Annotated in this window: 23 protein-coding genes; 12 read left to right on the top strand and 11 right to left on the bottom strand. The window is 65.8% G+C overall.

The features are described from left to right. Window positions 1-115 precede the first annotated feature (115 nt). Complete coding sequence (locus AKG11_RS13195) at window positions 116-1969, bottom strand: ABC transporter ATP-binding protein (protein ID WP_024271238.1); 1854 nt, start codon at window positions 1967-1969, stop codon at window positions 116-118. 450 nt (window positions 1970-2419) lie between these two features. Here AKG11_RS13195 and AKG11_RS13190 point away from each other — a divergent pair, with 450 nt between their 5' ends. After that, complete coding sequence (locus tag AKG11_RS13190; RefSeq protein ID WP_024271237.1) at window positions 2420-2881, top strand: tRNA (cytidine(34)-2'-O)-methyltransferase; 462 nt, start codon at window positions 2420-2422, stop codon at window positions 2879-2881. Between the two features lie 37 nt (window positions 2882-2918). Here AKG11_RS13190 and AKG11_RS13185 read toward each other — a convergent pair whose 3' ends face one another. Together AKG11_RS13185 and AKG11_RS13180 are read right to left on the bottom strand one after the other, a co-directional pair. Next, complete coding sequence (locus tag AKG11_RS13185) at window positions 2919-4127, bottom strand: MFS transporter (protein WP_082342421.1); 1209 nt, start codon at window positions 4125-4127, stop codon at window positions 2919-2921. After that, entirely contained in the window at window positions 4124-4696 is a 573-nt protein-coding gene (locus tag AKG11_RS13180) for an NADPH-dependent FMN reductase (protein WP_023516299.1), read from the bottom strand. Before AKG11_RS13180 ends, AKG11_RS13185 begins: the two co-directional genes overlap by 4 nt. A gap of 98 nt (window positions 4697-4794) precedes the next feature. On the opposite strand from AKG11_RS13180, the gene soxR reads away from it, so the two are divergent. Further along, complete coding sequence (gene soxR / locus AKG11_RS13175) at window positions 4795-5229, top strand: redox-sensitive transcriptional activator SoxR (RefSeq protein ID WP_272789817.1); 435 nt, start codon at window positions 4795-4797, stop codon at window positions 5227-5229. Window positions 5230-5265: 36 nt separating this feature from the next. On the opposite strand, the gene AKG11_RS13170 is transcribed toward soxR, so the two are convergent. Then, on the bottom strand, window positions 5266-6546 hold the full coding sequence (locus AKG11_RS13170; RefSeq protein WP_023516297.1) for a hemolysin family protein: 1281 nt from the start codon (window positions 6544-6546) through the stop codon (window positions 5266-5268). 112 nt (window positions 6547-6658) lie between these two features. Then, complete coding sequence (locus AKG11_RS13165) at window positions 6659-7531, bottom strand: LysR substrate-binding domain-containing protein (RefSeq protein WP_050744186.1); 873 nt, start codon at window positions 7529-7531, stop codon at window positions 6659-6661. Window positions 7532-7626: 95 nt separating this feature from the next. Between AKG11_RS13165 and AKG11_RS13160 the strand changes: the two genes are divergently transcribed. Then, window positions 7627-8019, top strand: a complete 393-nt coding sequence (locus tag AKG11_RS13160) for a tautomerase family protein (RefSeq protein WP_050744185.1) — start codon at window positions 7627-7629, stop codon at window positions 8017-8019. 4 nt (window positions 8020-8023) lie between these two features. On the opposite strand, the gene AKG11_RS13155 is transcribed toward AKG11_RS13160, so the two are convergent. Further along, window positions 8024-8281, bottom strand: coding sequence for a hypothetical protein (locus AKG11_RS13155; RefSeq protein WP_050744184.1), 258 nt, complete (start codon window positions 8279-8281; stop codon window positions 8024-8026). Between the two features lie 171 nt (window positions 8282-8452). On the opposite strand from AKG11_RS13155, the gene hemF reads away from it, so the two are divergent. The 3 genes from hemF to AKG11_RS13140 all read left to right on the top strand — a co-directional run bounded on the left by hemF (window position 8453) and on the right by AKG11_RS13140 (window position 10056). Continuing rightward, window positions 8453-9364: an oxygen-dependent coproporphyrinogen oxidase gene (gene hemF, locus AKG11_RS13150; protein ID WP_050744183.1), complete on the top strand. Its 912-nt coding sequence runs from the start codon at window positions 8453-8455 to the stop codon at window positions 9362-9364. An 85-nt stretch (window positions 9365-9449) separates the two neighbouring features. After that, the gene (locus tag AKG11_RS13145; protein WP_024271235.1) at window positions 9450-9698 is read left to right on the top strand and encodes a hypothetical protein; all 249 of its coding nucleotides are present in this window, start codon (window positions 9450-9452) and stop codon (window positions 9696-9698) included. Window positions 9699-9864: 166 nt separating this feature from the next. Next, window positions 9865-10056, top strand: a complete 192-nt coding sequence (locus AKG11_RS13140) for a DUF1059 domain-containing protein (protein WP_023516291.1) — start codon at window positions 9865-9867, stop codon at window positions 10054-10056. A 152-nt stretch (window positions 10057-10208) separates the two neighbouring features. On the opposite strand, the gene AKG11_RS13135 is transcribed toward AKG11_RS13140, so the two are convergent. Genes AKG11_RS13135 through AKG11_RS13125 form a run of 3 tightly spaced genes read right to left on the bottom strand, consistent with a single transcriptional unit; the run spans window position 10209 to window position 12729 of the window. Next, window positions 10209-11486, bottom strand: a complete 1278-nt coding sequence (locus tag AKG11_RS13135; RefSeq protein WP_023516290.1) for a CCA tRNA nucleotidyltransferase — start codon at window positions 11484-11486, stop codon at window positions 10209-10211. Continuing rightward, entirely contained in the window at window positions 11483-12115 is a 633-nt protein-coding gene (locus AKG11_RS13130) for a CoA pyrophosphatase (RefSeq protein ID WP_050744182.1), read from the bottom strand. The genes AKG11_RS13135 and AKG11_RS13130 overlap by 4 nt, the downstream gene beginning before the upstream one ends. Beyond that, window positions 12112-12729: a DUF1285 domain-containing protein gene (locus tag AKG11_RS13125; protein WP_050744181.1), complete on the bottom strand. Its 618-nt coding sequence runs from the start codon at window positions 12727-12729 to the stop codon at window positions 12112-12114. The genes AKG11_RS13130 and AKG11_RS13125 overlap by 4 nt, the downstream gene beginning before the upstream one ends. Before the next feature lie 193 nt (window positions 12730-12922). On the opposite strand from AKG11_RS13125, the gene AKG11_RS13120 reads away from it, so the two are divergent. The 5 genes from AKG11_RS13120 (at window position 12923) to AKG11_RS13100 (ending at window position 20468) form a co-directional block, all read left to right on the top strand. Beyond that, window positions 12923-13936: an AAA family ATPase gene (locus tag AKG11_RS13120; protein ID WP_050744180.1), complete on the top strand. Its 1014-nt coding sequence runs from the start codon at window positions 12923-12925 to the stop codon at window positions 13934-13936. Window positions 13937-13949: 13 nt separating this feature from the next. Beyond that, window positions 13950-14870 (top strand): DUF58 domain-containing protein, encoded by a 921-nt coding sequence (locus AKG11_RS13115; RefSeq protein ID WP_050744179.1) that lies wholly within the window; start codon window positions 13950-13952, stop codon window positions 14868-14870. Beyond that, window positions 14867-17674, top strand: coding sequence for a DUF4159 domain-containing protein (locus AKG11_RS13110; protein WP_050744178.1), 2808 nt, complete (start codon window positions 14867-14869; stop codon window positions 17672-17674). The genes AKG11_RS13115 and AKG11_RS13110 overlap by 4 nt, the downstream gene beginning before the upstream one ends. Window position 17675: 1 nt before the next feature. After that, complete coding sequence (locus AKG11_RS13105) at window positions 17676-19748, top strand: hypothetical protein (RefSeq protein WP_050744177.1); 2073 nt, start codon at window positions 17676-17678, stop codon at window positions 19746-19748. A 186-nt stretch (window positions 19749-19934) separates the two neighbouring features. Continuing rightward, window positions 19935-20468, top strand: coding sequence for a glyoxalase superfamily protein (locus tag AKG11_RS13100; RefSeq protein WP_023514213.1), 534 nt, complete (start codon window positions 19935-19937; stop codon window positions 20466-20468). Window positions 20469-20632: 164 nt separating this feature from the next. Here AKG11_RS13100 and AKG11_RS13095 read toward each other — a convergent pair whose 3' ends face one another. Next, complete coding sequence (locus AKG11_RS13095; protein WP_082342420.1) at window positions 20633-21163, bottom strand: GNAT family N-acetyltransferase; 531 nt, start codon at window positions 21161-21163, stop codon at window positions 20633-20635. A 286-nt stretch (window positions 21164-21449) separates the two neighbouring features. Here AKG11_RS13095 and AKG11_RS13090 point away from each other — a divergent pair, with 286 nt between their 5' ends. Beyond that, the gene (locus AKG11_RS13090) at window positions 21450-22436 is read left to right on the top strand and encodes a glutathione S-transferase family protein (protein ID WP_050744176.1); all 987 of its coding nucleotides are present in this window, start codon (window positions 21450-21452) and stop codon (window positions 22434-22436) included. A gap of 2 nt (window positions 22437-22438) precedes the next feature. Here AKG11_RS13090 and AKG11_RS13085 read toward each other — a convergent pair whose 3' ends face one another. Further along, a complete protein-coding gene (locus tag AKG11_RS13085; protein WP_050744175.1) occupies window positions 22439-22939 on the bottom strand; it encodes an NUDIX domain-containing protein in 501 nt (166 codons plus the stop codon). Window positions 22940-23028: the final 89 nt, after the last annotated feature.

Here is a 23028-nt window from a genome sequence, read left to right as displayed (position 1 = left end):
GCGGTTTTTGACGGGCGACAAATTAAAGATTGGAAAGGTGGAAGGGCATCGCGCGCGAAGATTGCTCGCTTGAGGAAGGCACCCCTTCTGCTGGAAAGGGGTGCCTTCTGCCCGACTATTCCGCCGCCGCTTCCGCCTCGGCGTCGTCGGCGATGAAGCCGCCGGACTGGCGGGTCCAGAGGTCGGCATAGATGCCGCCCATGGCGACGAGTTCGGCATGGGTGCCGGTCTCGTGGAGACGGCCCTTGTCGAGCACGATGAGGCGGTCCATCTCCGTCAGCGTCGACAGGCGATGGGCGATCGCGATCACCGTCTTGCCCTGCATGAGAGCGAAGAGGTTTTCCTGGATCGCCGCCTCGACTTCCGAATCGAGCGCCGAGGTTGCCTCGTCCAGCACCAGGATCGGCGCGTCCTTCAGGAAGACGCGGGCGATCGCGATACGCTGGCGCTGGCCGCCGGAGAGCTTGACACCGCGCTCGCCGACCTGGGCATCGAGGCCCGTGCGCCCCTGCTGGTCGGTGAGGCCTTCGATGAAGTCCCAGGCATTGGCGCGCTTGGCTGCCTCGATGATCTCGGCGTCGTCAGCGTCCGGCTTGCCGTAGGCGATGTTGTCACGGATCGAGCGGTGCAGCAGGGAGGTGTCCTGGGTGACCACGCCGATCTGCGAACGCAGGCTGTCCTGCGTCACCGTGGCGACATCCTTGCCATCGATGGTGATCCTGCCGGATTCGAGGTCGTAGAACCGCAGCAGCACGTTCATCAGCGTCGTCTTGCCTGCGCCGGAGCGGCCGACAAGGCCGACCTTCTCCCCCGCCCCGATCGACAGCGACAGATCCTCGATCACACCCTTGTTCTTGCCGTAGTGGAAGCGGACATGGTCGAAGTTGATCGCGCCCTTGGCGGCAGGCAAGGCGGGCGCCTGCGGCGCATCCTTGATGTCGTGCGGACGCGTCATCATGCCCATGCCATCATAGACCGTGCCGATGTTCTCGAAGAGCGCGGTCACTTCCCACATCACCCACTGCGACATGCCGTTGATGCGCATGACGAGGCCGATGGCGACTGCCACCGCGCCGACGGAGACATCGCCCGTCATCCAGAAGTAGATGCCGATGCCCGCCGTGAAGAACATCGTGACGACATTGTTGATGTCGATCAGGATATTGAACAGGGTGATCAGCCGCATCTGCTTGTGAACGGTCTGCAGGAACTCGTCCATGCCTTCACGGGCATAGCTCTCCTCCCGCCCGGCATGCGAGAACAGCTTGACCGTCGCGATGTTGGTGTAGCTGTCGACGATCCGGCCCGTCATCATCGAACGCGCGTCGGCCTGCTCGCGCGAGATCACCATCAGCTTCGGCACGAAATAGCGCAGGATACTGACATAGGCGACGAACCACACGAGCAGCGGCACGACCAGACGCAGGTCCGCCGCGGCGATGATCGCGATCATCGAGATGAAGTAGCTCACCACGTAGATGAAGACGTCGATGATCTTCATGACGGCTTCACGCACCGCAAGCGCCGTCTGCATCACCTTCGTCGACACGCGGCCGGCGAACTCGTTGGAGAAGAAGGTCATGCTCTGGCGGATCAGGTAGCGATGCATCTGCCAGCGGGCGATCATCGGGAAATTGCCCGCGAGCGCCTGGTGCATGGTCATGGTGTGCAGCGCGCCAAACCCCGGGATGACGACGAGCAGCAGGACCGCCATCCAGACCAGCGTGTCGCCCTCGCGGGCAAGGAACGTCGTCTTGTCACCGGCCGAAAGCCAGTCGACGATACTGCCGAGGAACTGGAACAGCACGACTTCCGCAATGCCGAGCACCATGGAGCAGAAGCCGAGCAGCGCAAGCCACGGCGCAGCCGGGCGCGTATAGTGCCAAAGGAAGGCGAAAAGGCCCTTCGGAGGCAGCGAGGGCGCCTCGGAAGGATAGGGATTCAAACGTCTTTCGAACCAGCCGAACATGGCTTTCTCCGTAATAGAAAGACGGAACCGGCGCGGACGGCGCAAAATGAGCGCGGTCAGGAACGGGGTTCCGGTAGGATTGCCGTGGGGCGACGAAAAGCGTCACACGACGAAGTAAAAAGAAGAAACGAAGGGAATCTTGGTGGCGAAACGCCTACGCGAGAAGAGGCGTGATTCCAGCCGGGAGGCGTGGTCGATACATGGTATCCATAGTGGTCCTCCCTTTTCTCGCGTTGAAGATGGCTCTGGTTAACCCGAAACGCCGCAATTTGCCAGCCACTTTGTCGCAATTTCGTCTTTCCGGCCAATTCTGTTGCCGTGTCGCCACATCCGGGCGCCCCCTCTGCCGCTTTTCGCCGCGAGGCGGGATGGCGCACCCTTCTTGTCTTTTCGCAATTTTGAAGACAAACCGCTTCGCACCCCGGCCGGAATTGCTGTAGGCGAAACCGCATGTCTACACTCCGCATCGCCCTTTACCAGCCCGACATTGCCGGCAATACCGGCACGATCCTGCGGTTCGCCGCCTGCCTTGGCCTTTCGGTCGACCTCATCGAGCCGGCCGGCTTCGATATTTCCGACCGCAGCCTCAAGCGTGCGGGCATGGACTATCTTGCCGCCGTGACGCTGACACGACATGTCAACTGGGAGCGATACGAGGCGTGGCGGGCAGAGAGCGGCCGCCGCCTGGTGCTCGCCTCCACCAAGGCCGCCGGGCGCTATACGGACTTCGCCTACCAGCCGACGGACATCCTGCTGTTCGGCCGCGAAAGCGCCGGCGTTCCCGATCACGTCCACGACAGGGCGGATGGACGCGTGCTCATTCCCATGGTCGAGGGGCAACGCTCCATCAATGTCGCGCTCTCGGCCGCAATGATCTGCGGCGAGGCGCTGCGCCAGACGGGCTTCGCCTGACCGAACGTATCCCCTTTCCAGGGGTCGCCAAAACGCCTTAGCCATCGCCCGGCCACACCCAGCGCAGGGCGAAGGCCACGATGCCGAAGACCAGCACGACGGCACCGACAAGGGCATAGGCGCCAGCGTAACCCGATGCGGCAATCAGCGGCTGCGAGACGATGGGTGACAGGAACTGGCCGGCAAAGATGCTGGAAACCAGGAGACCGGAGACGCGGCCGCGGCGGGCCGGAGGGGCAAGCAGCATCGCCGCGGCCGCGAAGTTCGGCATGATCGTGCCCATGCAGACACCGGAGACGGCCATGGCGACGAGCACGCTGACATAACTTTCCGCCGTCGAGAGCAGGAGGAAGGAAAGACCGGCCGAAACGAAGCCGAGGCCGAAGACGCCCATGATGCCGAGCTGGCGCCGGAGGGGCGCGAAGGCGAGCGCGCTCACCACGCCGACGAGCTGCCCCGCGCCGATCGCCGCACCGGCAAGGCTCGGTGCGGCAAAGCCGAGCGATTCGAGGTAGAAGGGTAGCTGGGTCGGGACCATGTAGAAGGCGATCATGTTGACGGCCGCTGCCAGGAACAAAAGGGCGAGCAGCGCTACCGCCCGCCCGTCGAGCCGGCCCTCCCCCGCCGCGGCACCCGCCGGCCGTGCACGTCGCGGCTCCGGCAGGAAGGCAAGCGCCGCCGGCACCAGCGGGATCGCCACCGTGTAGATCAGAAACGGCCCGCGCCAGTGGACCTCCGCAAGGAACCCGCCGCCCGTCAGGAAAATCGTGCCACCGACACCGACAAAGGCCTGTTGCAGGCCCATATAGCGATCGCGCGCCGCCCCCTGAAAGAAATCGCCGACCAGCGCCGTCGTCGCCGTCATGATGCCGCCGACGGCGATACCCAGCACGGCGCGCCCGGCGAGGAGCCCCGGCAGCGTATCGAGGAAAAGCCCGGAGGCACCGGCACCGGCAAACAGCGCAAGCGAGGCGACGAGCAGCGGCTTGCGGCCGAAACGATCCACCAGGAAGCCGGCCGCCGGAGAGAAGAGCGCGATGAACACGGCCGGCAACGTCAGCACCAGCCTGCTGAGCAGCGCGACATTCTCCACATCGGCAAACCGCGCCGCGATGCCCGGCAGCGACGCGGAAATCGTCGCGCCGGACATGATGGTGAGCGTGCTGATGAAGAGCAGCGTCGCATTGCGCCGGGTCTCGGCGGGAGACCGCGCGACCTCCGCTGCCGCATAGTGTTCTGGCTTCATGCGGCCACCTCGTCGTAGCGGGTTGCGATGCGTGCCGCCTTCAGCGCGTTGGCCCACCAGATCAGGCGTTTCATCAGCACGGCGAGCTGGCCGTTGAGCTGGCCGGGGCGGAAGGGATTGCCGACCGGGTCGAACTGCGTCCAGGCATGGGCAAGGCTTACCGTCTCGCGGATCGCCACCGCATGCAGCTCGGCAAAGACCAGCCGAAGCTGCTCGACGGCGCGCAGGCCGCCGGAGACGCCGCCATAAGAGACGAAGGCGATCGGCTTGGCATGCCAGGGGCGGAAGCAGCTGTCGATGATCGCCTTCAGCGCGGCCGGGTAGGCGTGGTTGTATTCCGGCGTGACGATCAGGAAAGCGTCCGCCCGCGAGATACGGCTTTCGACCAGCTGGGCCGATGCCTCGTCGAGACCGCCCGGCGTGAAGGTCAGCTCCACCGGATCGATACGGATGATGTCGTGATAGCCAAGCGCGGAGAGTTCAGGCTCCAGCCATCCCGCGATCGTATCGGCAAAGCGCCCTTCGCGGCCGCTGCCATAGATGAGGGCGATGGTCAGTCTTTCAGTCATGCGTCGGCTCCGTCTTGGAAAAGTTAGGAGCCGCTGGTATAAAACCTCAACTTAAGTTGAGGTCAACAGCGATGACGGAAAAATGTCCGAAGAGCGGAATGCCCCGGGAACTCAGCGTCGGCGAGGTCGCCGAGCGCAGCGGGATCGCAGTGTCCACCCTGCATTTTTATGAGGCGAAGGGGCTGATCCACAGCCAGCGCAACCGTGGCAACCAGCGGCGCTATCCACGCGGCATCCTGCGCCGCGTGGCGGTGATCAAGGTGGCGCAGCGCACCGGCATTCCGCTTTCGGAGATTGCTGAGGCCCTGTCGGTGCTGCCGCACGACCGGCCATTGACGGGTCTCGACTGGCGCAGGCTTTCGGAAAACTGGCGTGGCCAACTCGACGAGCGCATCGCCCGCCTCACCAAGCTGCGCAACCAGCTGGACGGCTGCATCGGCTGTGGTTGCCTGTCATTGCAGGAATGCCCGTTGCGCAACCCGCTGGACGAACTGGCGGCCGAAGGCCCGGGCCCGAGACTGCTCGAGCCCTGATCCTCAGCGGGACGCAACCGCATTTGTGGTGTCGGATTAATCCAGCCGCGTGGCGAGCAGCTTGTCGACGCGGCGACCATCCATATCGACGACCTCGAAGCGCCAGCCCTGGGTTTCCGTGATCTCGCCGGTCTTCGGCAGCTTCTGCAGCGATTCGATGACGAGGCCGGCCGCGGTCTGGTAGCTGCGGCGGGCCGGCAGCTGCAGGCCGAGACGGTCGGCCATCTCGTCGATCGGCATGGAGCCAGAAATCAGCCAGGAGCCATCCTCGCGCTGCACCGCATAATCGTCGTCGCCTTCCTCGATATCGGCGCGGAACACGCCGGCAATCGCCTCCAGCACGTCGGCAGGCGTGATGATGCCTTCGAAGTGGCCGTATTCGTCATGGATGAGCAGGATCGGCACTTCGGAATTGCGCAGCGTTTCGAGCACACGCATGGCATCCATCGTATCGGGCACGATCGGCGCGGGGCGCACGAAGCTGCGGATGTCCAGCGGCTGGCCGTTCAACAGGGCCGAAAGCAACTCACGCTTCTGCACGATGCCGACGATCGTCTCCGGCCCGCCATCGGCGACCGGCAGGCGGGAATGCGGGCTGTCGGTCAGGGTCTTGTGGATCTCCTCCACCGTGTCGCCGAGATCGATCCAGTCGACATCGTTGCGCGGGGTCATGAGACCGCGCGCCTCACGGTCGGAGAAGCGCATGACGCCGGCGATCATCAGCTTTTCGCCGCCCTCGATGACACCGGCAGCTTCCGCCTCGGCGACGATGGTCTTGATTTCCTCGTCGGTAACGATGCTTTCGGCGACCTGATGCTGGCCAAGCAGACGGAAGATCAACCGCGTCGAGGCATCGAGGATCCAGACCGCCGGGGCACCGATCTTCGAGAGCAGCGACATGGCGGGCGCGACGAGCGCAGCAAAACGCTCCGGGTTCTTCAACGCGATCTGCTTAGGCACCAGTTCTCCGACCACCACCGACAGATAGGTGATAATGAAGATGACGATACCGTAGCCGAGCGGATCGGCCAGCCAGTCCGGCACGCCCTCGGCATAGAGGATGTCACGCAGGCGTCCGCCGAGCGCGGCACCCGAGAAGGCACCGGCGAGAATGCCGATGAGGGTGATGCCGATCTGGACGGTGGAGAGGAATTTTCCGGGGTGGTCCGCCAGCTTCAGCGCGGCCGCAGCACCACGCGAGCCCTGCGCAGCCATGGTCTTCAGGCGCGGCTTTCGGGCAGAAACGATGGAAAGTTCGGAAAGGGCAAAGACCCCATTGAAGAGGATAAGGAAGACAGCAATCGCGAGTTCGAACAAGGACTGTGAGCCGTGCTTCTGAACCGCAACGGCGCCTTTCTGTTGATGACGATGGCCGCAAGATAGGGGCGCGGCGGGTCGCCGTCAATCGAACTTGCCGATCACGGTCGTGTCAGGTGGGGATCACGAGCATTTCGAGGAGGATGTCACGCAGCCGTCCGACCGGCGCGGGCGGCTGTGCTTCGGCCGTGTGCAGCATCAGGTCGATACTGCCGAGCACCGGTAGCCCCGCCTGTTGCGGGTCGAGCACACGCAGATGCGACGGCATGCCCGTGGTCGTGCGGATTGTCACGCCGAGCCCGGCCGTCACCGCCGCCCAGAGCCCCGCAAGCCCGGGGCTGGAAAAGACCTGGCGCCATTCCCGTCCGGTCGCAGAAAGCGCCTCGACGGCCGCCGCCCGGAACGTACAGGGTGGATCGAACGCAATGAGCGGCACCGGCGCGCCGGCGGAGATGTCATGGTCGACGGCCGCGATCCAGACGACCGGGTGGGTGGCGATGTGCCGGCAATGGGCGCTCTTCTGGCCGCCCCAGGTGACGGCCATGTCGAGATCGCCACGCTCGACCGCCGCCACCAGCTTGGCCCCGCGATCGACCCGCGCTTCGACGCGCAGCTTCGGGTGCGCCCGCGAAAAGCGGCCGAGCACCGGCGGCAGCGAGGTCTCCGCAAAGTCCTGCGGGATGCCGAGCCGCAGCCAGCCGTCGAGCGCCCGGCTGGAGCCCAGCATCATCATCGCCTCGTCGTTCAGGTCGAGAATGCGCACCGCATAGTCGTGCAAGGCTTCGCCGGCATCGGTGAGCACAAGGCCCCGGCCCTGCTTGACGAAAAGCGTCTGACCGCTGAGTTCAGAGAGTTTCTTCAGTTGCAGGCTGACGGCCGGCGGCGTCCGCCCCAGCGCCTCCGCGGCTTTCGCAAAGCTGCCGAGGCGCACGCCCGTGACAAAGGTGCGCAGCACGTCCATGTCGAAGTTGCGCGGAGAGACCATTCAGTTTTCCAAAACCATACCGGCAATGCTTCTCAATTTTAAAAACAATAGTCGCGCAATAGGCTCCTTCCGTCAACACGAGACAGGAGACGACCATGCCCTTCCTCCACATCCGCCTCGCCGGCAAGAACCTGACGGACGGCGAGCGCCTGCACCTTCAGGACGAGGCGACCCGCCTTGCCGTCACGCTGCTCGGCAAGCGCGCCGAAGCGACCGCCGTCCTCGTCGAGGGAACGCCGATCGCCAACTGGACTATCGGCGCGCGACGGCAGAAGGTGGCCGGCCATTTCGAGATCCTGATCAGCGAGGGCACCAACACGGCAGAGGAAAAGGCCCGCTTCATCGCCGCCGCCTATGCCCTGCTTGCGGAGACGCTGGGCGCACACCTCGATCCCGTGACCTATGTGGTCATCCGCGATATCGCGATGGACAGCTGGGGTTACGGTGGCCGGACACAGGAAAGCCGGCACGTCGCCCTTGCGGCGTGAACCGTCAATCGGCGCTCGGCAGGCGGCGCATCGTGAATTCGATGCGGTCGCCCTCCATGGCGCGCCAGCTTTCGACCTCGGTCCAGTAGGCGGCCTTCGGCCAGAGGTCGAACCATTCACGCGCCTTCTCCCGCGCCGCCTGCCGGTCGAGGCAGAAGGTCTCGCGGACGAAATGGCCTTCGCGGGCGGGTTTTTCGCGACGGCGACGCTCGATACGGCGCCGGAGCCCTTCAAGCGGGGGCGGACCGGGAACACGCGCCATGCAGATTTCCTCCTGGCAGCACATTCAACGGAGGAAAGATAAGCCGCCCCCGCGCGTTTTGCGAGTCCCGTCGTCCCCAGCCGATGCCCCGCCCGCGGTTGCCAAATGGCGCAAAGTTTTGGACTGTGGCGAAAATACGATTCGGCGGGCTGCCCGCCAGCGGGAAGCACCATGGAACGACCAGACCTGCCGAAAGGCCTGCCCGAGGACATCGAAGAGAAGAAGACCGCCGCGCAGGCCTGGTTCGGGCAGCTGCGCGACGCAATCTGCGCCAGCTTCGAGGCGCTTGAGGACGACCTGCAAGGGCCGCTCTCCGACATGCAGCCCGGCCGCTTCGTCGCCAAGGACTGGCTGCGCGAGGGCGGCGCAGGTGGCGGCGGACGCATGTCGATGATGGAAGGCCGCGTCTTCGAGAAGGTCGGCGTGCACACCTCGACCGTCTATGGCGAATTCTCGCCCGAGTTTCGCGGCCAGATTCCCGGCGCGAGCGAGGACCCGCGTTTCTGGGCCTCCGGCATCTCGCTCATCGCCCATCCGGTGAACCCCAACGTACCCGCCGTGCACATGAACACGCGTATGGTCGTCACCACCAGCCGCTGGTTCGGCGGGGGTGCGGACCTGACGCCGGTGCTCGACCGCCGCCGCATGATGGACGATCCGGACACCACGCTCTTCCACAAGGCGATGGAGATCACCTGCAACCGCCATCCCGTCGCCGATCACCAGAAATTCAAAGCCTGGTGCGACGACTACTTCTTCCTGAAGCACCGCAATGAACCGCGCGGCACCGGCGGCATTTTTTACGACTGGCTGCATTCGTTGGAAGAGCTTGGCGGCTGGGATGCCGATTTTGCCTTCACCCAGGATGTCGGGCGCGCCTTCGCCATGGTCTATCCGAAGATCGTGCGGTCGAACTTCAACAAGGGCTGGACGGAAGAAGACCGCGACGAACAGCTCGTGCGGCGCGGCCGCTATGTCGAGTTCAACCTGCTCTACGACCGCGGCACGATCTTCGGCCTCAAGACGGGCGGCAATGTCGAGTCGATCCTCTCCTCGCTTCCCCCGGTGGTGCGCTGGCCCTGAAGGCCGGCCCTCCCTGCCTTGTGATTACAGACCTACGCCTTCCGTGGTATAATGCCTGCTGCATGAGTCCATGGAGGAAGCAGTCATGAAGATTGCAGCACAAGAGGCAATGCAGACGGGTTCCGACCCGAAATCTCCCGAATTTCTCGATCGTTTCGCCGAAACCATACGTGCCGAGAGCGGGCTGGACCTGCCGCACGCCTATTTCGTCGAAGAAGCCCGGCTGCGGCTTGCCAGCGGCGTGGTGCATCATCTCGTCGATCACCACACCACCCCGGCGCAATTCCAGTCGTCCTGCTGCTTCGACGCCTGGGCGAAGGACGACGCGGCCTGACAACAGCCGGCTGGAAATGCAGCAACGAAATCGCGCCCGGGGCGGAACCTCGGGCGGCTTTTGCCGTTTGATGGGACGGCTTCCTGATGCCGCAGGCCCGGCTGCAATTTGGCTGATCGGGCCTCATCTGCTACACTGGTTCCGCTGAAACGACAGGAGATAGGTCATGAGACTTTTTGAATGCGGTTCACTCGTCCCCGGATGCGACTGGCATACGCGGGCCAATGACGACGCCGAAGTCGTCCGCCGTGCGGTCGAGCATATGCGCACCGCCCATGGCGAGGCGATCATCCGGGAAAGCATGGTCGATCACATCAAGGAACGCATCGTCGACGAGAAGGCGGCCGACGCCGCCTGACAGGCATTTCCGATAAATTCACACCGCCTGCTCACCTTCTCCCCGCCGGGGAGAAGGTCAAATAGCCCATGGCGCGAAATGAGCCGTTTGCGGTAGCACCCGGAAAATCAAAAGCCTGACGTCAGACGCAAACCTGAAGGATCGTGATGCGCTCAGGGCGTGGAAGGTTCCCCCTCCTCCTTTGCCATCGCCGCCAGACGGGCAAGCAGCTTTGCGCGGCCGTCATGGAAGTTGCCCGCCACCCATGCCTCTTCGATCGCCCCCAGAACCGCACCGACCTTCGGGCCGGCGGGAATACCTGCGGCAAGCACGTCCGCGCCGTTCAGCGGGAAGGTCGGCCGGTGCCATTTCTCGGCCCGGGCAAGAAGCCGCTGGCAAAGGCCGGCAAAGGCGAGCGCCTCCGGGTCACCAAGGCCCCGCGCCCGGGCGGACGCCAGTGCCAGCTTCAGCCGCATCGTCAGCCCCTGCACACCGCTGCGATAAAGCAGCCGCTCGAATGCCGTCTCGGCAAGTTTCGGCGCGATTTCCGGCGCGGCCGCCCAATGGTCGAGAACGGACGCCTCCGCCTTGGAAAGGCGCAGGCGCTCGGCGAGTGCTTTCAGCCGGTCGCGATCCGCCGGCACCATGGCGGCAAGGCGCAGCATCGGGTCGGGCTTCCAGCCGAACGCCTTTTCGGCATGGATCAGGCCGGGGATCGCATCGATGCCCCACTTTTCCGTCTCAGGCAGGATTTCGGTGAGCACGCCCGCCTGCCGCATCCACAGCAGCGCGCGGCCGGGATCGGGCGCTACGAGCAATTTCTTCGTCTCGGACCAGACGCGCTCGGCTGAAAGTTTTCCAAGGCTGCCCTTCGCCCGTGCGCAGGCCTTCAGCCCGTCCGCATCGGGCCGGCCGCTGCCGTAGAGCGCAAAGAAGCGGAAAAAGCGCAGGATGCGCAGGTGATCCTCCGCAATGCGCGTTCCCGCATCGCCGATGAAACGCACGGTGCGGCTCTCGATATCCGGCAGGCCGCCCACGAGATCGATGACTGCACCGCCGGCATCGGCATAGAGCGCGTTGATCGTCAGGTCGCGCCGTTCGGCGTCCGCCCGCCAGTCCGTGCCGAAGGCGACTTCGGCATGGCGGCCGTCGGTGGAAATGTCGCGGCGCAACGTCGTCACCTCGAAGGGTTTGCCCTCGATGACGAGCGTCACCGTGCCATGCTCGATGCCCGTCGGCACCGCCTTGATGCCGGCTTCCTTCGCTCGCTCGACAACCACCTCGGGCCGCAGCGTCGTCGCGATATCGACATCGGCGACCGGCAGGCCCATCAGGCTGTTGCGCACGGCCCCGCCGGCGACGCGCGCCTCCCCGCCGTCGCTGTTCAAGAGCGCCAGCACGCGAACGAGCGCCGGATCGGCAAACCACGCCTCGCCCGAAACAGACGTCATGCATAAAGCCTTTCATAGATCACCCGCACGATGCCGGCGGTGATGCCCCAGATATTATGCCCCTCATACGGCATGCGATAATAATGCCGCTCGCCGCCGAGCCAGACGCCGCTGCCCCGTTCGTGGTTGCGCGGGTCCATCAGGAAGGAGAGCGGTACGTCGAAAACCGTCTCGACTTCCGCCGGATTGGGCGTGAGTTCGAACCCCGGCTGCACCACCGCCAAAACCGGCGTGATGGAGAAACCCGACAATGCCTTGTATTGCGGCAGCCGACCGACCGGCTCGACGAAACGGCGGTCGAGGCTGATCTCCTCCTCCGCCTCGCGCATCGCCGCCGTCTCGACATCGGCGTCCTCGTCATCGACCGCGCCGCCGGGAAAGGCGACCTGACCGGAATGTTTGCGCATCGTCGCGGTGCGCTGCGTGAAGATGACGCGCGCCTCCTCGCCATCGTCGACGACGGGGATCAGCACCGCGGCATCGCGCAGCTTCATGCCTTCGATATGGGGGATGACGCCGGGATTGAGCAGGCTGTCACCATGCTCGCGCCAGCTCTCCTCGCCGAGCGTCAGCATCTGCTCCATCGCCCGGCGACGAAATTCCGCAGCGCTAAAAGGGGGAAAACTCATAGCGACAGTGCATCCAGCTCGGCTGCCGGCATGACCGGGAAGACCGTGCCACCCGAACGCACGGCGAACATTTTTACACTGTCAATCTCGATCGTCTCGCCAAGGCCGACAAGCTCGTACATCATCGCCCGCGAGACCAGCGCCTCCAGCCGCCCGCGCACGAGGAGATAGGGCTTCAGCTCGCTGTTTTCGCCCTCGATGACGAAACGCAGCGGGTGCTCCCGCCCGGCCTCGACGACATCGCCGACATTGGTGCGGAAGGTGAGTTTTTGCCCCTCGCCCTCGCCCGACGCATTCATTTCGACCGCCAGGAACGGCGCATCCACGACGCGGATGCCGACCTTCTCGACCGGCGTCACCAGATAGACCTTACCATCCTCGTCCTTGCGCAGCACGGTCGAGAAAAGCCGCACCAGCGGCGCGCGGCCGATCGGCGTTCCCAGATAGAACCAGGTACCGTCGGCGCGGATCTCCATATCGATATCGCCGCAGAACGGCGGGTTCCAGCGCTCGACCGGCGGCAGGCCGCGTCCGCCGGTTTCAGCGCCCGCGCGGGAAATCAGCGCGGCCAGTCCCGCCGCATCGCCGCTTTCGCGAATTTCGCCCGTTGCCATTGTTCCGTCCCGGTTGAACCCTATCTCCGCGAGAGGCCCTTCCTCCCCAGAGGAAAGGGTGGATACACTCACGAGATAGTCATTTCGTGGCCGCTTGTCAGCCACGGGTGAGCTAATAAGCTTTCTATGTATGAAGCGAACGCGGCAAGACCACGATTCGCCTCAAAATTTGAGATCGGTAGCGGAGACGACCATGGGCGTTCAGAATTCCCCCGAGGCTGGCCTGGACGAAAAAACGGTGATCGCCGCCGCGGAACGGGCGCTCTCCGACATCGCCGCCATCAAGCAGGAGGTCGGCAAGGTCATCTTCGGTCAGGAAAGCGTGGTCGAACAGACCATGCTCGCCGTACTGTCAGGCGGCCACGCCCTGCTCGTCGGCGTACCGGGCCTTGCCAAGACCAAGCTGGTCGCAACGCTCGGCACCGTGCTCGGCCTCTCCTCCAGCCGCATCCAGTTCACGCCCGACCTGATGCCCTCCGATATCCTCGGCTCAGAAGTGATGGATCAGGACGAGAACGGCAAGCGCTCCTTCCGCTTCGTGCCCGGCCCGATCTTCACCCAGCTCCTGATGGCCGACGAGATCAACCGTGCCTCGCCGCGCACCCAGTCCGCCCTGCTCCAGGCGATGCAGGAATACCATGTGACGGTCGCCGGCCGGGCGAACGACCTGCCAAAACCCTTCCATGTGCTCGCGACGCAGAACCCGCTGGAGCAGGAAGGCACCTATCCGCTGCCCGAAGCCCAGCTCGACCGCTTCCTCTTGCAGGTCGACGTGCACTATCCGGAGCTCGCCGCCGAACGGCAGATCCTGCTCGAAACGACCGGCGTGCACGAGGCGCAGACGAGCGCCGCCATCGCCGCCGATCGCCTCATCGAGATCCAGACCCTCATCCGCCAGATGCCGGTGAGCGAGAAGGTGCTCGACGCGATCCTTTCGCTGGTGCGCTCCGCCCGCCCGGGCAACGGCCTCACTTCGACCGACAAGCACGTCGCCTGGGGCCCGGGCCCGCGCGCCGGCCAGGCGATGATGCTCTGCGCCCGCGCTCGCGCGCTCTACGAAGGCCGCCTTGCGCCCTCCGTCGACGACGTCCTGGCGCTCGCCGAACCGATCCTCCAGCACCGCATGGCACTGACCTTCGGCGCCCGCGCGGAAGGCATGTCGGTGCGGGACGTCATCGCGGGCCTCGTCCGGCAGGCCGGCGGCTGAGCGAGGAGAGCGCATGGCGTCCGTCGGCCAGATCGTCGAGCCAACACCGACCCGCGAGGTGCTTTCGCGGGCGCAGGCGCGCGCGGCCCTCATCCCCGATTGCATGGTGGAAGCCCAGCGCCTCGCCAACACCGTGATCGCCGGCTGGCATGGCCGCCGCAAGCGCGGCATCGGCGAGAATTTCTGGCAGTTCCGCCCCTATGTCGACGGCGAGAGCCTTGCCCGCATCGACTGGCGGCGCTCGGCCCGCGACGACCACACCTATGTGCGCGACCGCGAATGGGAGGCCGCCCACACCGTCTGGATCTGGGCCGATCTTTCGCCCTCGATGATGTACAAGTCCACCTTCGGCAGCGTCTCGAAGGAAAGTCGCGCGCTCGTCCTCATGCTGGCGCTCGCCGAAATCCTCGCGCGCTCCGGCGAGCGCATCGGCTGCCCCGGCGTGATGGAGCCGATCGCCGCGCGCAACGCCGCCGAACGGCTCGCCACCGCCCTGATGCACAATGCCTCCGTCAGCGGCCTGCCGGACACGGGCATGATCCGCGGCAACAGCGATATCGTGCTGATCGGCGATTTCCTGGATCCCGTCGAGGACGTCATGGAGCGCCTCGGCCCGCTTGCGCGCCGGGGCCTTAGAGGCCATGTGGTGGAGATCGCCGACCCCGCGGAAGAAACCTTCCCCTATGTCGGCCGCACCGAATTCACCGATCCCGAAAGCGGCCAAAAACTTACCGCCGGCCGCGCCGAGACGCTGAAGGAAGACTACGCCCGTGCCTATGGCGCGCGCCGCGACACGCTGGCGGACAATCTGCGCCATCTCGGCTGGAGTTTCGTGCCCCACCGCACCGACCGGCTCGCGTCGGAGGCGCTGGTCGCCGTGCACATGTATCTCTCCGGCATGCCGGCCATGAAGACGGAGGGCCGCGGCCGATGAGCGCCTTCGCCTTCGCATTCCCCGCCGTGCTGACGACGCTGGTGCTGCTGCCGGTCATCTGGTGGCTGCTGCGCCTGACCCCGCCGAAGCCGCTGACGGAAGTCTTTCCGCCCTTCGCCATCCTCGCCTCGATCATGAAGCGCGAGGAGACGCCGGCGCAAAGCCCCTGGTGGTTGACGCTGCTGCGCATGCTCATGGCCGCCGCGATCATATTTGCGATCGCCGACCCGGTCTTCAACCCGCGCACCAATACGCTCGCGTCGAGCGGCCCCCTCGCCCTCGTCGTCGACAATAGCTGGGCCACCGCCACCGACTGGCAACAGCGCATCGACACGGCATCGACGCTGATCGACGACGCCGAAAGCCGCGACGTGCCGATCTCGCTGGTGCTGACCGCCGACCGACAGCACGACGCCGTGCCTGTCGATGCCGCGACCGCGCGCACCCGCCTTGCCGCGGCGGAGGTCCGTCCGCTGCCGGCCGACCGCGCCGTTGCCGTCGCGTCGCTCCGCACCGCGCTCGACGGCACCGCGCCGGGCACCATCGCCTTCATCAGCGACGGCATGGCGGGCGGCGAGACCGACGAGACGGTCTCCGCGCTGCAAGCTCTCTCGCCCGCCGACTTCCGCCTGATCGCCGGGGACGGATCGCCGGCCGTTGCCATCACGGCGGCGAACAACGGTTCGGATGCGCTCTCGGTGACCCTCAGCCGCCTCGATGGCGACGCAGCGCGCAGCCTGCCGCTGACGGCGCATGACTCACGCGGCCGGCCGATCGCGACCGGAACCGCCGACTTCGCCGCGGGCAGCACGACGACGATGGGCACGATTACCGCCCCCTTCGAACTGCGCAACGATTTTGCCCGCATCGCCATCGACGGGCTGGCAAACGCCGGCGGCACCTATCTTCTCGACGACGGTTTCCGCCGCCGCCGCGTCGCCTTCCTCTCCGGCGAGGTGGTGGATGCCAGCCAGCCGCTGCTTTCGCCGCTGCACTATATCAACCGCGCGCTCGCGCCCTATGCCGACCTGGTCGAGCCGAGCGTCGCCGACCTCTCCGTCGCCATTCCCGAGCTTCTCGAGCAGAACCCCTCCGTGCTGATCATGGCCGATATCGGCCGCCTGCCGGAGGATGTACAGGCCGCGGTGCAGCGCTGGATCGAGGCCGGCGGCATGCTCATCCGCTTCGCCGGCCCGCGCCTCGCCGCCGCCCCCGCGGACGATCCTCTGGTGCCGGTCATGCTGCGCAAGGGCGAACGGGCACTGGGCGGCGCGCTGTCGTGGTCCGAGCCGCAACCGCTCTCCGCCTATCCGCAAAACAGCCCGTTCTTCGGCATGCGCGCACCGGAAGGCATCCTGATCAAGCGCCAGGTGCTCGCCGAACCGACGCCGGACCTTGCCGAACGCACCTGGGCGAACCTTGCCGACGGCACGCCGCTGGTGACGACCGGCCCGCTCGGCTCCGGCCGCATCGTGCTTTTCCACATCAGCGCGGAAACCGGCTGGTCCAACCTGCCGCTGTCAGGCGATTTCGTCGAAATGCTCCGCCGCACCGTGCAGCTTTCGCGCGGCGGCGGCGTTTCGACCGGCGACGCAGAGACGCAGGGCCTGCCGCCCTACCGGCTGATGACTGCGAACGGCACGCTCGCCGCCGCGACCGGGGAAGCAAAACCGCTCGCAACAGGCAATTCCACGAAGGCGATCGCGAGCTTCGACAACCCGCCCGGCCTCTACGGCACGGAGGACGGCTATGTCGCCCACAACCTCTTCCCGCCCGGCCACGAGATCCGCCCGCTCGCCATCGCTGACGGCGCGGGCGTCACGCGCGAGCCGCTTGCCGGCAGGGAGACCTGGTCGCTGAAGCCGCATCTCTTCACCCTCGCCGCTCTCCTGCTGCTGGCCGATTGCGTCATCGTGCTCTTCATGGGCGGCGCCTTCGCCGCCGCCACCCGCAGCGTGCCGAAACGCGGCGCGACCGCCGCCGTGCTTCTGGCACTCGTCGCCGGCGCGCTGATCGTCGCGCCGTCGGAAAGCCGCGCGGCCGACAACAAGCCCGGCGACGAGACGATCATGTCGCGGCTCGACACGACGCATATCGCCTATGTCGTCACCGGCGAGGGCGAAGTGGACCGCATCTCCGAACGCGGCCTTGCCGGCCTCACGGAATTCCTCACCTACCGCACCACGCTGGAGCCCGGCGAACCTGTCGGCGTCGATATTTCCAGGGACGAGCTGTCGCTCTACCCGATCATCTATTGGCCGGTGAGCGCCACGGCGGAAATGCCCTCCAGCGCCGCGATCAGCCGCATCGACGCCTATATGCGCAACGGCGGCACGGTGCTGTTCGACACGCGCGATCAATATGTCTCGCTCGACGGCAATTCGACGAGCCCGAACACCGAGCGCCTTCAGGCGATCCTCGCCAATCTCGACATTCCCCCGCTCGAACCCGTACCGGCAGATCACGTTTTGACCAAGGCGTTCTACCTGCTCGCGAACTTCCCCGGCCGCTATGCCGGCAGCCCGCTCTGGATCGAGGCCGAGCTTGACCGCGCAGAGGACCCGAGCCGCCCGGCCCGCGCAGGCGACGGCGTCTCGCCGATCATGATCACCGGCAACGATTTCGCCGGCGCCTGGGCGGTCGATGCCAACGGCATGGCGCTGCTGCCGACCGTGCCGCCGGATGAAGTCCAGCGCGACCACGCCTTCCGCGCCGGCGTCAACATCATGATGTACATGCTGACCGGCAACTACAAGGCGGACCAGGTGCACGTTCCCGCCCTCCTCGAACGGCTGGGACAATGACATGACCCTCCAGTTCTCGCCCTTCCTGCCTTGGCTCGCCATCGGCGCAATCGCCCTCGTCGGCATCGCGCTTGCCGCCCTCGGCTTCTGGCGTGGCCTGCGCGGCGCCTTCATCCGCGCGCTGGCGCTCGCTCTTCTCGTCTTCGCCCTCGCCAACCCGGTGTTTTTGCAGGAGGATCGCGAGGCGCTGTCGACGGTCGTGCCCGTCATCGTCGACCGCAGCCAGAGCCAGGACAACGAACAGCGCACCGCGCAGACCAACGCCGCGCTCGAAGGCCTCAAGGAACGGTTTTCGCGCTATCCCCGCATCGAGCCGCGCATCGTGGAGGCCGGCGACGACGGCACGTCGGACACGCCCTCCACCCGCCTCTTCGACGCGCTCAATGCCGCGATCGCCGATGTGCCGCGCTCGCGTGTCGGCGGCGCGATCCTCATCACCGACGGCCAGGTGCACGACATTCCGGAGGCATCGGCCTTCTCCAGTTTCGAAGCGCCGGTACACGCCCTCGTCACCGGCCGGCCGGATGAATTCGACCGCCGCATCGAGATCGTCAGCGCGCCGCGCTTCGGCATCGTCGGCGAGCCGCAGGAGCTGAAATTCCGCGTGGTGGACGACGGCGCAGGCCCCGGCGGCACCGCCCGCGTGACCGTGCGCCTCAACGGCAACGAGATCGCCTCGGAAATCGCCCAGCCGGGCACGGAACACCCGCTCGGCTTTACCGTCCCGCGCGGCGGCAACAATATCCTGGAGTTCGAAGTCGAGCCGGTCGCGGGCGAGATCACCACGGCGAACAACCGCGCCGTCCATGTCATCGAGGGCATCCGCGAGAACCTGCGCGTGCTGCTGGTCTCCGGCGAACCGCATGCCGGCGAGCGCGCCTGGCGCAACCTCCTGAAGTCCGACACGGCCATCGACCTCGTGCACTTCACCATCCTGCGTCCGCCGGAAAAGCAGGACGGCACGCCGATCAACGAACTGTCGCTGATCGCCTTCCCGACCCGCGAACTCTTCGTCGACAAGATCAACGAGTTCGATCTCATCATTTTCGACCGCTACCAGCACCGCGGCGTGCTGCCGATCCTCTACTACGACAACATCGCCCAGTACGTGGAAAACGGCGGCGCACTGCTGATCGCCGCCGGGCCGGAACATGCGGGCAACGATTCCATCGCAGGCACCCCGCTCTCGGTCGTGCTGCCGGCGAACCCGACCGGCGCGATGAACGAGGCGCCCTTCTATCCGCGTCTTTCGGACCAGGGCAAAAAGCACCCCGTCACCCGCGGCCTTGAGGGCGCGGGCGAGGAGCCCCCGCGCTGGGGCCGCTGGTTCCGCACCGTCGACGTGCAGCGCCCGGACGGTAATGTCGTGATGGAGGCCAATGACGGCAAGCCGCTCTTGGTGCTGAACCGCGCCGGCAAGGGCCGCGTCGCCATGCTGCTTTCCGACCAGGGCTGGCTCTGGGCGCGCGGTTTCGAAGGGGGCGGCCCGCATGTCTCGCTCTACCGTCGCACGGCGCACTGGCTGATGCAGGAGCCGGCGCTGGAGGAGGAGGCGCTGACCGCCCGCAACTTCGGCCGCACGCTCCAGATCAACCGCCAGACGATCGGCGACGCGCCAGGCGAGGCGACGCTGAAACTGCCCTCCGGCGCAACGCAGCAGGTGGTACTCACCGAGGCCGAACCCGGCCTCTACCGCGCCGAAGTGCCGACCGCGGAAACCGGCCTCTACGAGATCACCAACGACAACCTTTCCGCCCTCGTCCATGTCGGTGCTGTCGACGCGCCGGAATTCAAGGCGACGATCTCGACCACCGAGAGCCTGAAGCCGCTCGCCGAGGCCACGAGGGGGACGGTGCGCCGGCTGGTCGATGCGGAGGGCGAGGCCGTGTCCCTGCCGCCGCTGCTGCCGGTGTCGGGTCAGGTCCGCACCATCGACGAGAACCGCCTGTCGCTGCGCATGACGGACGAGACAGTGCTGAAGGGCATCAACTCGCTGCCGCTCTTTGCCGGTTTTGCCGGCGTCGGCCTGCTGCTGCTCGCCTTCTCGGCCATGTGGTATCGCGAAGGGCGGTAATCGCCTCTGGCGCCACGCCAAACGTTCGGCTAGTGTCGCGGCACGGCCGGAGGCGGCCGGCAGACCCGCGCCTTTCCAACGGCATGGCGAACGCCTCCCCCCAAAACCTTTCTCCACCGTTCATCGTGGCGAAGGCGTCGGCAATGCGGGCACTGACGAAGACTTCGCCTGATATGAGGAACGGACATGCGCGACTTTCGCGACGCAAAAACCATGGCGAAAACCCTGCGGGACACCCTCGCCGCCCGGGATATCGACATTCCCCACAGCCAGGCCCTCGAAATCGTCGCCCGCCAGTTCGGCGTCGAGACGTGGAATATCCTGTCGGCGAAAATCGAGGCCAAGCCGCCGGCCGGTATCGCGTTCGAGCAGGCGGTGCCGATCGTCCGCATCTTCGATGTGGCGAAGGCGCACGAATTCTATCTCGGCTTCCTCGGCTTCTCCATCGATTGGGAACACCGCTACGGCGAGAATTTTCCGCTCTATACCCAGGTCTCGCGCGGCGGCCTCAGGCTGCATCTTTCCGAGCACGCGGGCGACGCAACGCCGGGCGGCAACATGGTCGTCTACATGACAGGCATCCGCGCCTTCCAGAAGGAGCTGATCGGCAAGGACTACCGCTACATGAAGCCGGGGCTGGAGGATGAGGGCTCGCGGCTGGAGGTGACGGTGACGGATCCGTTCAACAACCACATCCGCTTCATGGAGTTGAAGGACTGAGATTACCCCTCAGCCGGCTGCCGACCCCTTCTCCCCGCATGCGGGGAGAAGGAAGATGCCGCACCGTTTTCCCGGCAGGACGGTCCGATGGATGGAAGGCATTGCCAATTCCACCTTCTCCCCGCTCGCGGGGAGAAGGTGCCAGCAGGCGGATGAGGGGCGCCTTAAACCCCGGGGTTGGCCCCCTCATTACACCGCCAGCAGATGACCCCCTTCAGCCGCGCATGCGTATCCTCGGCAAAGGGCATGACGAGCACCCGGGCCGGATCGACCGGACCGGGGAAGGCGAGCGCATTCCACGCGACCTTTTCGAAACCGAGCGGGCCGTAGTAGGGCGGATCGCCGACGAGGACCACCGCTTCCGAACCCTTGCGCTTGGCCGCCGCGCAGGCGATCCGCAGCAGTTCCCGGCCGATGCCCTTGTTCTTGTGCGACGGCCGCACGGCGAGCGGGCCGAGCAGGTGTGCCTTCACGCCGCCCGCCAGCACCGGCGTCATGCGCACGGAGGCAATCGTCTCGCCGTCATCGGTACAGACGAAGGAGAGCGACAGGTCGTGCGGCCCCTGCTCGCGGATGCGCGCAGCCGCACGCACATGCCGGCCGGGGCCGAAGGCCTCTTCGTTGATGTGTTCGATGGCCGCGTCGTGGGAGACATCTTCCGTGAGGTAGACGAGGTCGTGCTTGAGCATGTTCATGGATCAGGGAACCGGATACGAAACGAGGGATGCGGGTGATCGCGCCGCCGCCGCCAGGGGGCGCAGCAGGAGCATCAGCGTCGTCGTGGGGTTCCGGTGTAGAACATGCGGGGTTCGTCTTCCTTGCCGGCTTGAGCGCCGGTACTGACTTGCGCCGATAGCAGAAATTTCGCGTCTGTCAAAGAGCAAAACGCACTGTTCATCAAAATGCCCCTATCCACGCTTCGTCCATATGCGCACTATGGCTGCACGTTTTGGCCACGAAAGGCGGCAGAAGGAGAATATCATGGGCATGCTCGTGGACGGCGTCTGGCACGACGTCTGGTATGATACGGAATCGACAAAGGGCCATTTCAAGCGCGCCGCCTCGCAGTTCCGCAACTGGATCACGCCGGACGGCGCGCCGGGACCGACCGGCGAAGGCGGCTTTGCCGCGGAGGCCGGACGCTACCATCTCTATGTCTCCTATGCCTGTCCCTGGGCGCACCGCACGCTGATCTTCCGCAAGCTGAAGAAGCTGGAAGAACTCATCACGGTCTCCGTCGTCGATCCGCTGATGCTGACCCGAGGCTGGGAGTTCAAGGGCGAGAACGGCGGCACGCTCGATCCGCTGTTCGGTGCCACCGCACTCTACGAAATCTACCAGAAGGCCGATCCGCACTATTCCGGCCGCGTCACCGTGCCGGTTCTCTGGGACAAGAAACAGAACCGCCTGGTCTCGAACGAATCGGCTGAGATCATCCGCATGTTCAACGCGGCTTTCGACGGTATCACCGGTTCGCGCGAGGACTACTATCCCGAGCCGCTGCGTGCGGAGATCGACGTGCTCAACGAGGCGATCTACGACACCGTCAACAACGGCGTCTACAAGGCCGGTTTCGCGACGGCACAGGACGCCTACGAAGGCGCCGTGCAAAAGCTCTTCGAGATGCTGGACCGTCTCGATGACCGGCTTTCCACGAAACGCTACCTCACCGGCGACCGGTTGACGGAGGCCGATTGGCGGCTCTTCACCACGCTGGTGCGCTTCGATCCGGTCTATGTCGGCCACTTCAAGTGCAACATCCGCCGCATCGCCGATTACCCCAATCTTTCCGGCTATCTGCGCGAACTCTACCAGGTGCCGGGTATCGCCGGAACGGTGAACATGCGCCACATCAAGGAGCACTACTACCGCAGCCACACGACGATCAACCCGACGGGGATCGTGCCCGTCGGCCCCGAACTCGACCTGACCCTGCCCCATGGCCGCGAGCGGCTGAAGGCGGCCTGAACCTACCACACATCAGCAAACGGCGCCCGGCCGGCAAGCTCCTCCAGTCGCCGCCGGGTGGCGGCGGTCGTTGCGGCCGGCAGGGCGTCGAGCCCGAAGAAGCCGGCCTCGACGATCTCCCGGTCCTTCAGGCGCGGTGTGGACTGGGTGACGCCTTCGCAGCAGTAGAGGAGAACGTGGTCGCGCTTGCTGGTCTGCCGGTTGAAATAGACGTGCACGAGCCGGGGCGCCGCACCCGCAACGAGATTGCCCTCCTCGCGCATCTCCTTGGCCAGCGCCTCCAGCGCCGTCTCGCCGCGCTCGATGCCGCCGCCCGGCAGGTGCCAGCCGGGCACATAGCTGTGACGCACCAGGAAGAGCCGGCCGGCCTCGTCGAAGCAGGCGGCGCGCACGCCCATCGTCATGCCGCGGGAAAGCGCGAAGTAGCCGTGCAGCACACGCGTCGCAAGCCGCCTGAGGCGGCTGCGGGTCGGTGGTGCGGCGGCGGGCTTGTCCTGGTCCATGGCGGCACTTCGCCGGAAGCTTTTGGCCAAATCAAGTCTCACCGCGCCAAAGACCGAGGAATATCCACGCCTTGCGTTCCCCTTGCGCA

Source organism: Shinella sp. SUS2 (assembly GCF_001262505.1).
GTDB lineage: Bacteria > Pseudomonadota > Alphaproteobacteria > Rhizobiales > Rhizobiaceae > Shinella.
The sequence above is the reverse complement of the archived record's forward strand: the minus strand, read 5'-3'. Positions and strand labels throughout refer to the sequence as shown.